This window comes from Lysinibacillus sp. NPDC047702, assembly GCF_050272555.1.
Lineage (GTDB): Bacteria > Bacillota > Bacilli > Bacillales_A > Planococcaceae > Lysinibacillus.
The window spans coordinates 20,279-28,568 of record NZ_JBNNMG010000071.1 but is presented as its reverse complement, the minus strand read 5'-3'; the positions used below and the strand labels follow the sequence as shown (position 1 = coordinate 28,568).

Genomic DNA, 8,290 nt, shown 5'->3' with positions numbered 1-8,290 from the left:
GGTTCACGTACGGTTCTGTGAGAGCCTTTGGGTGAAAACCCCATTGGCTACTCGACTGAGAGGTCGACTAGTCAATTAATGGCTAGTCTCCTACTGATTAGAAAAGTGCATCTTTTTTTGATGGTCGGCTCTCTAATAGATAGGGTGGTGAAAAGGATGACGGTTAACGAAAAGAAAGTAAAACAATCAATCAGAGGGGACCGGGAAGCACTGCTATTTTTACTGAAGCAAGAAAAAGAGAAGCTTTATAGGACTGCTTATAGTTATGTTCGGAATGAGGAGGATGCTTTAGATGTTTTCCAGCAAACAGTGCTGCTGGCGATTGAGTCCATTCATCAGCTACGAGAGCCAAAGTATTTCACGACATGGCTGATGAAAATTTGTATCAATGTATCACTTGGTGTACTTCAAAAACAAAAGAAAGTGATTTTAATTGATGAGTTAAAATTTCAATCTCTCTCTACTGAAATCGCAACATCTGATGAAAAGATGGACTTACTTGATGCTATTTATCGATTAGATGAAAAATATAAAACGGTTCTACTCTTAAAATATTATGAGGATTTGACTTTCGAACAAATAGCAGAGGTACTTGGCGAACCTCTTGGTACAGTGAAATCGAACGGCAAAAGAGCGTTAGCGAAAATTAAAAAGACATTGAAGGGAGTGTACATAGATGAACGAACAAAACCGATTTAAAGAGGCTATGAATGAAATTCCTGTTCCTTCTAAAGAATTAGACGCTATTTTGGCTGACGCTTTTCAGCAAGAGAAGAAGCAACGGAAATTCCCTTTTAAACGAATGGTTAAATATACTGCTGCCGTGGGAATTCTATCGATTGGTCTAATTTCATCTGTTTATGTTTCACCTGCATTTGCTAACTTTGTTACACAAATTCCGGTTATTGGTCAGGCATTCGACTATTTCATTTCACAAGAAGACTACTATCAAGCATATGAGGAGATCAGTACAGATATTGGTTTAGTTGAAGAAAGCAATGGGATTGAGATAATTATTGAGCAAGCATTTTACGATGGGAGTACGGTAACTCTTTCATATGTTTTACGAGCTGAAGAGGATTTAGGTTCATTTCCGACTTTTGAGAATATGCCAACGAATATAAGGAACGCAGGCTATGAAGGGGAGTATGTGAACGGTGTTGGCTATGTTGGCATGATGACGGTATCCATGCGTGATAACCCGCAAGACAAAGTGAATATAGAGTGGAGTCCTCAAGCAATTCATTCAGGAGAAAAAGTAATGAAAGGTGACTGGCATTTTGAATTTTCTTTAAACAAACTAGAAGGAAAACAGATCGTAATTAATGAGCAAGTAAACAAAGAGGGGGTAACGGTCGAGCTAATCGATGCAGTCAAAACAGATGTTAATTTAACGATTAATTACTTACAAGATATCGATCCTGCTGTTCATGAAAGATGGAGGTATGTTGAGGCTGAGTTGAGTGCGATTGATAATTTAGGCAATAAATATGAAGTGCCGTATAATGGTGGATCTGGCACAAAGGATGGGGATTCGAGTGAAGATATCACATGGAATGCAACAATTCATGGACTGGATCCCGAGGCAACATCGATTATGTTTTATCCATTCGCTCATGTAAGTAATAGTCAAAGTGATAATAAACGAATTGATTTCGAACCTATTACGGTTGAATTAAATTAACTATTTATCCTTATTGCACTAACAGGTGCTTTGGTGTAACAAGAACTAATAATGTATACCAAATAAATACAAATAACGTTCCCAAATTAAAGTTTGAAAACGTACTAAAAAGCCATGAAAGTTGTTTGCGTTCATGGCTTTTTTATGGCACATTGTTTATGCAGTATTTTATACAACTGGTTTTAACCGTTGATCCAGCTGAGTTTTTGGTTATAGGGCGTGTGCTTCATTTTGAATAAAATCCTGTATATTCTTAGCGTTATAAATCCACATTTTTCTGAAGAGATTCCCCTCTTGATCCAAGCTTCTTTTAAATTCCCTTAAATCGACCAAAGATCTCATTAGATACATTCAATAACATACGAATATCATCTTCATCTTCTAGTGTATTTATTAAAAGGTTTAGAATCTCATTTCTATTGCTCAGTGAATCATCTTGTGCTCTTGTTTCAGGTATGAGCACACTCGCTGCATCAACCTGTAGAGCGTCTAATATTTTCGTTAATGTTTGTAAGGTAATATTTCTTTCACCACGTTCAACGTCTGATAAGTAGGGGGCTTGAAAATCGCACATCTCTGCTAATTCATCGATTGTTAGTTTTTGAGCCTTTCTTATTGCCCTAATGTTCATACCTACTCTTTTTGTTAAATTCTTTAGTTGTATAGCCAACTTTCTCTCATAATCCTCTTGTTCTATCTTCTTATGTTTTAACAATCAACTACTGCTTATAGTTACCCTTCTTATACATTATGCCTACTGGATTATCTTGAAGTCTAAACCATGAAGCAATACCAATTCTCAAACATTTTGTTTTGATATATCATTTGACATTATGGTTACTTTTTTCAACAATCTATTAAAGTAAAATTCACTATCACAACTTATTGAAGTAACGCCATCTTTAATGGATAGATAGTCCAGCTCCAAGCATTTCTTTTGCATAATGTATACTAATTTGAAGTTGTTTTTTTCCATCTTAGCTAAAGTATTTATGCTGATTTTCTCATTAAAGTGATTCTTCATGTATTCTATGCGTTGTTCAATGCCATTGTTTGTACAGTAACATCAATTCTTTTTAAACTTTCATAAGCATTATGTAGCAATTCAGTTTTGCCGATATTTTGGTTAAATAACTGAAGTATTCTTCGGTTTAATTCCGAAGTTTAGTATTTTATACATATTTCTTGTAAAATTGCTCAAGTCTAACCTGAGAAGTTGTTATAATAGTTTTTTAGAAATTTATGATTTATAAATCAGATATTTTTTTGTGATAAATTATTTTATGTAATGAAGTAGAGGTGAACCATGGGTGAAGCAGGTGTTAGTAATTAAGAATGAACGGTCTTTAGCAAAGAAAATCGTAAGTGGTCTAACGAAAGAAGGCTATTTCATTTTAACACTTCACAATGAAAATAAAGGTTTGAATATAGTGTATGAGCAAGATTGGGATATTATCGTATTGGATTGGGATTCGTTAAGTATATCTGGACCGGAAATTTGCAAACAAATACGAGCCGTTAAAACAACACCAATAATCATTGTGACCGACAATGTGTCTAGCAAGGATTGCATAGCGGGGTTACAAGCAGGAGCAGATGATTATATACGAAAGCCCTTTGTGAAAGAAGAATTAGTAGCAAGGATAAAAGTCATTTTAAGAAGAGGGGACGCTATCCAGCCAATCGAAACAAATTTCTTTCGATTTAAAGATCTCTTCGTTGATACATCCCATAATATTGTGACTAAAAATGGGGAAAATTTCTTGCTTACTAAGCGAGAGTATGACCTACTTGTTTTTTTAATCAAAAATAAAAACAGAATATTGAGCCGTGAAATGCTATTGAACCAGGTCTGGGGATATGATGTAGCAGTGAATCCAAATGTAGTGGACTTATATATTGGTTATCTAAGAAAAAAGTTAAAGTGCGAGAAAAAAGATAGATATATTCATACAATACATGGAAGGGGCTATTCAATGATTGAATAGTTAATAGAAAAAGTTTAGTTTGTCACAGTAATCAATATTAAAATAATCGAGAATATACGAGTAAAACTGTTTTAACCAGTTTTGCTCGTTTTTTTGTGCTATTAATCTATAACTACGAAGTTTCTGGAAAGTATGGAGGAGACTAGACCAAAAAATACTTTCCTTATCACTTTTCTATAGCTAATTTGTTCTTGTAGTAACATTATTTATAAATTTACACCCTTCACAAGATTTTCACATAATTAATGACTATACTATTCCACAGGACGTTCAAATGAAAATGATTATCAATAACGATTAGGTTGGAAAGTGAATAATACCCAATTTAATCATTAGATTTTATCATTTTCAAAATAAATTACATTATAAGGAGTATATGCATGAAAAAATTTATGTCTTTAAAATTAGTTGTCCTTATGGCTGTCTTGACTTTGATGCTAGCAGCTTGCTCAAGTTCAAGTAATGAAGGTAAGGAAGAAACAAAGTCTTCTGAAGCTAACGGAAGTGAAGAGGTTGCAAAACCAACAATGGTAGAAATCACTGATGCCCACGGAACTGTTACTGTTCCTGTCAATCCAAAAAATGTAGTTGCTTTGGATAATAGAACTTTTGAAACTTTATCTGATTGGGAGATTGAACTAGCAGCTGCTCCAAAGGATGTAATGCCTGCAGATTCACCATATGTAAAGGACGAGTCAGTTCAAAATGTTGGAAATCACCGAGAACCAAATCTTGAAATTATCGCAGCTGCAAACCCTGAACTTGTAATTATCGGTCAAAGATTTGCTGGCTATTACGAAGATATTAAAAAATTAGTGCCAAATGCAGTTGTTATAGATCTTAATGTTGATGTTTCTGAGGAAGCTTCAACGCCTGGAGAAAACTTAGTAAATGGACTTAAAAATTCTACAATTGCTTTAGGACAAATTTTTGATAAAAATGAGGAAGCTAAACAATTGGTAGCAGATTTTGATAAAGTTATCGAAAATGCTAAATCTGCTTATAATGGAACGGATAAAGTTATGAGTGTTATCGTCACTGGCGGAGATATTGGCTTTGCAGCGCCTCATTCTGGACGTGTTTGGGGTCCAATGTATGAAATTTTTGGCTGGGTTCCTGCATTAGAAGTTGCTGATTCTACTGCTGATCATAAAGGTGATGAAGTTTCTGTTGAAGCTATTGCACAAAGCAATCCTGATTGGCTTTTTGTATTAGATCGTGATGCAGCAACTTCTGATGCAGCTACTTCAACTCCTGCTCAGGATGTTATTGCTAACGCACCTGCTCTTCAAAAAACAACTGCTGTTTCTAAAGAACAGATTATCTATGCACCAGCAGATACTTACACGAATGAATCAATTCAGACTTATATAGAGTTATTTGAAAATCTTGTAAATACTTTAGCTAAGTAGTGTAGAGGGGTATGAATAGTGCCAAAAAATATAATTTCTAGGGTTGAGAATTTTTCTCAACCCCAGTTTTATAACCACAATAAAATATGTACAAAACCTTTTATATTAACGATTATAGTTGTTATTATTTTAGGCATTATATCACTGTTTACTGGAGTTTATGATATACGTGGACAAGAGGATGGAATGGAGATGTTTTTCATAACTCGTGTTCCGAGAACAGCTGCATTAATGCTTACAGGAGCTGCAATGTCGATGGCGGGACTCGTCATGCAACTGATTACACAGAATCGCTTTGTTGAGCCTACTACAACGGGGACTATTGAATGGTCAGGATTAGGACTGCTCCTAGTTTATTTATTATTTCCTTCCCCAACTTTAGTTCAAAGAATGACTGGTGCAATCATTTTTTCTTTTATAGGAACGATGATTTTCTTTTTATTTTTAAGAAGAGTTAAACTTCGGTCGTCTTTAATTGTTCCGATTATTGGATTAATGCTTGGAGCAGTTATTTCAGCAGTGTCCACTTTTACGGGACTACTTTTTCAAATGACACAAAGTATTGAAACTTGGTTTGTAGGTTCTTTTGCGGCAGTTCAGGTTGGAAGATATGAATATCTATGGCTAATTGTTATCGTTACATTGCTTATTTTTATCTATGCAAATAGATTGACACTTGCTGGACTAGGAGAAGATGTCGCGACAAGCCTTGGCGTTAATTACAATAGGATTGTTCTTTTGGGGACAGCCCTTATTTCTTTTGCAGTTGGAATTGTTGCAGCTGTTATTGGTAATTTACCTTTCTTGGGTTTAATTGTCCCAAATATTGTTTCAATGTTTAGAGGCGATGATCTTAGGAGTAATTTACCTTGGGTATGTCTGATAGGAATGGGGACTATAACAGCCTGTGACATCATTTCTCGTACAATTATCATGCCTTTTGAAGTACCTGTTTCTTTAATACTTGGAACAGTAGGATCGGTCGTATTTATAACTATTTTATTGAGACAAAGAAAACCAAGGAGGCTACGATGACCACATTCGAATATAGAAATAAAGATAATGTTGAAATCGATGCTAGCCTTCAGAATGAAAATAGATCAGCTAGAGCTTTTCGTTCTAAGAAGGAGGAAAGGCGCTATTGGATTATACTGATAACATTGATTGCTTTAGGCATCCTTTCTTCATATGGGCTTTTAGTTTATAACAATCCAGTTCCAATAGATTCGCCCTCATTTATCCCTGTTGTAATGAGACGAATAGTAGCGCTTGTCGCAATGATAATTGCAGCAGTTTGTCAGAGCCTGTCGACTGTTGCTTTTCAATCGATTACAAATAATAGAATTATAACTCCTTCACTGTTAGGCTTCGAATCACTTTATTCAACAATTCATACGAGTACAATATTTTTCTTTGGTGCTAGTGCATTAATAAATTTTAGTGGTATTGGATCATTTCTGTTTCAGGTTGTTGTTATGGTTTTGATGAGTTTGATTCTTTATGGATGGTTGCTTTCTGGTAAATATGGAAATTTACAATTGATGCTTTTAGTTGGGATTATTATAGGGACTGGGCTAAATTCTGTGTCAACTTTCATGAGAAGGCTACTTGCACCTTCAGAGTTTGATATTTTACAGGCGAGATTATTTGGTTCGGTTAATAATGCGGATTCTGCATATTTTCCTATCGTTATTCCACTTGTGATTATTGTAGCGATATTACTTCTTGCTCATTCTAAGAATTTGAATATATTGTCATTAGGCAAGGATGTTGCTACTACTTTTGGAGTTAAATATCAACCTAGTGTAATATATACGCTTATATTAGTTGCCATTTTAATGTCCATTTCAACGGCTTTGATTGGACCACTTACTTTCTATGGCTTTTTAGTAGCAACATTGAGCTATCAAGCGGCATCAACTTATGATCATAGATATATTTTTCCAATGGCACTAGCTATCGGTTTCTTAATCATAACGAGTGCATACTTTTTAATGTATCATGTATTCCATGCTCAAGGTGTAGTTTCAGTTATTATTGAATTATTCGGTGGAATCATATTCTTAATTGTGATTTTAAGGAAGAGGGCTTTATGATAAAAATTGAAAATGTTAAAAAGTTCTATACTGATGAGGTAAAAATTGGACCTTTGGATATTGAAATACCAAAGGCAGGCTTTACTTCTTTAATTGGACCAAATGGCGCTGGAAAATCTACGACACTTTTGATGATTGGAAGACTCTTGGATATGGAGGAAGGACAAATTCAAGTGGCAAATATGGACATTTCCGAATCCAAATCAAAAGACTTAGCAAAAATTTTAACTATATTGCGACAAGAAAATCATTTTGTAACTAGGCTTACGATTAGACAACTAGTTGGATTTGGACGCTTTCCTTATTCAAAGGGAAGATTAACTAAAGAGGATGAGGTTATTATTTCTAAATATATCGATTTTTTAGACCTAACTGAATTAGAGAATAGATATTTAGATGAACTTTCTGGTGGTCAAAGACAAAGGGCATATGTAGCGATGGTTTTGTGTCAAGAGACTGAATATGTACTTTTGGACGAGCCTCTAAACAACCTTGATGTTGCTCGTTCTGTTCAAATGATGGAGCATTTGAGACGTGCGGCTAATGAATTTGGAAGAACAATTCTTACTGTTATGCATGATATAAATTTTGCAGCCAAATATTCAGATAGAATTTGTGCTATGAAAGATGGACAAATTGCAGCTTTTGGAACAGTAGAAGAGGTTATGGACTCAAAAATTTTGACAGATATTTTTGAAACAAAAATAGAAATTATCGAAGGTCCTTATGGGCCAATCGCTGTGTATTAGTAACAAAATTTAAAGATGTATCTCCCAAAAAAATAAGTATTACACTAAAAACTGTTAGAAAAACGAATTATCTACAGTAGCTTGCGCAGATTATAACAGCTACTCTAGATGAAATGTGGGTGTAGTCTGCGTACACTACAATTAAAAGATACAGTTTCAACAAAATTATAGATGATACTCTCATTGGTTTTTATCCAACAATGGAAACAGTGGAGGGGCAAGTAATCTTACTTGTATTTGTTGGGGTGACGATTATTTAAGAGTGTAGATCACTACTGTTGATCTACACCTTATAAAGATTATATTTGTTCGTATTGATAATGAAAAAAGATGAACAAATTATTTGATTATTTGTTGACAT

8 protein-coding genes are annotated in these 8,290 nt (G+C 34.6%); 7 read left to right on the top strand and 1 reads right to left on the bottom strand.

Going from position 1 to position 8,290, the window contains the following annotated elements; all coding sequences use genetic code 11:
- Positions 1–156 precede the first annotated feature (156 nt).
- The gene (locus ACQKIM_RS23605; protein WP_427548656.1) at positions 157–699 is read left to right on the top strand and encodes a sigma-70 family RNA polymerase sigma factor; all 543 of its coding nucleotides are present in this window, start codon (positions 157–159) and stop codon (positions 697–699) included.
- Positions 677–1,684, top strand: coding sequence for a DUF4179 domain-containing protein (locus ACQKIM_RS23600; RefSeq protein ID WP_427548654.1), 1,008 nt, complete (start codon positions 677–679; stop codon positions 1,682–1,684). Before ACQKIM_RS23605 ends, ACQKIM_RS23600 begins: the two co-directional genes overlap by 23 nt.
- Positions 1,685–1,994: 310 nt before the next feature.
- On the opposite strand, the gene ACQKIM_RS23595 is transcribed toward ACQKIM_RS23600, so the two are convergent.
- On the bottom strand, positions 1,995–2,354 hold the full coding sequence (locus ACQKIM_RS23595) for a helix-turn-helix domain-containing protein (RefSeq protein ID WP_427548653.1): 360 nt from the start codon (positions 2,352–2,354) through the stop codon (positions 1,995–1,997).
- Positions 2,355–2,994: 640 nt separating this feature from the next.
- Between ACQKIM_RS23595 and ACQKIM_RS23590 the strand changes: the two genes are divergently transcribed.
- The 5 genes from ACQKIM_RS23590 (at position 2,995) to ACQKIM_RS23570 (ending at position 7,929) form a co-directional block, all read left to right on the top strand.
- Positions 2,995–3,672: a response regulator transcription factor gene (locus tag ACQKIM_RS23590; RefSeq protein ID WP_427548652.1), complete on the top strand. Its 678-nt coding sequence runs from the start codon at positions 2,995–2,997 to the stop codon at positions 3,670–3,672.
- Positions 3,673–4,052: 380 nt separating this feature from the next.
- A complete protein-coding gene (locus ACQKIM_RS23585) occupies positions 4,053–5,084 on the top strand; it encodes a siderophore ABC transporter substrate-binding protein (RefSeq protein WP_427548651.1) in 1,032 nt (343 codons plus the stop codon).
- Positions 5,085–5,102: 18 nt separating this feature from the next.
- Positions 5,103–6,119 (top strand): ABC transporter permease, encoded by a 1,017-nt coding sequence (locus ACQKIM_RS23580; protein WP_427548649.1) that lies wholly within the window; start codon positions 5,103–5,105, stop codon positions 6,117–6,119.
- A complete protein-coding gene (locus ACQKIM_RS23575) occupies positions 6,116–7,180 on the top strand; it encodes an iron chelate uptake ABC transporter family permease subunit (RefSeq protein ID WP_427548647.1) in 1,065 nt (354 codons plus the stop codon). Before ACQKIM_RS23580 ends, ACQKIM_RS23575 begins: the two co-directional genes overlap by 4 nt.
- Positions 7,177–7,929 carry an ABC transporter ATP-binding protein gene (locus ACQKIM_RS23570; protein WP_427548645.1) on the top strand — a complete coding sequence of 251 codons (753 nt, stop codon included), beginning with the start codon at positions 7,177–7,179 and terminating at the stop codon, positions 7,927–7,929. Before ACQKIM_RS23575 ends, ACQKIM_RS23570 begins: the two co-directional genes overlap by 4 nt.
- Positions 7,930–8,290 lie beyond the last annotated feature (361 nt).

Bases quoted from the DNA above. Each gene is read 5' to 3' on its own strand.
- ACQKIM_RS23585 (WP_427548651.1), top strand. From the start codon at position 4,053: ATGAAAAAATTTATGTCTTTAAAATTAGTTGTCCTTATGGCTGTCTTG.
- ACQKIM_RS23605 (WP_427548656.1), top strand. From the start codon at position 157: ATGACGGTTAACGAAAAGAAAGTAAAACAATCAATCAGAGGGGACCGG.
- ACQKIM_RS23570 (WP_427548645.1), top strand. From the start codon at position 7,177: ATGATAAAAATTGAAAATGTTAAAAAGTTCTATACTGATGAGGTAAAA.
- ACQKIM_RS23600 (WP_427548654.1), top strand. From the start codon at position 677: ATGAACGAACAAAACCGATTTAAAGAGGCTATGAATGAAATTCCTGTT.
- ACQKIM_RS23575 (WP_427548647.1), top strand. From the start codon at position 6,116: ATGACCACATTCGAATATAGAAATAAAGATAATGTTGAAATCGATGCT.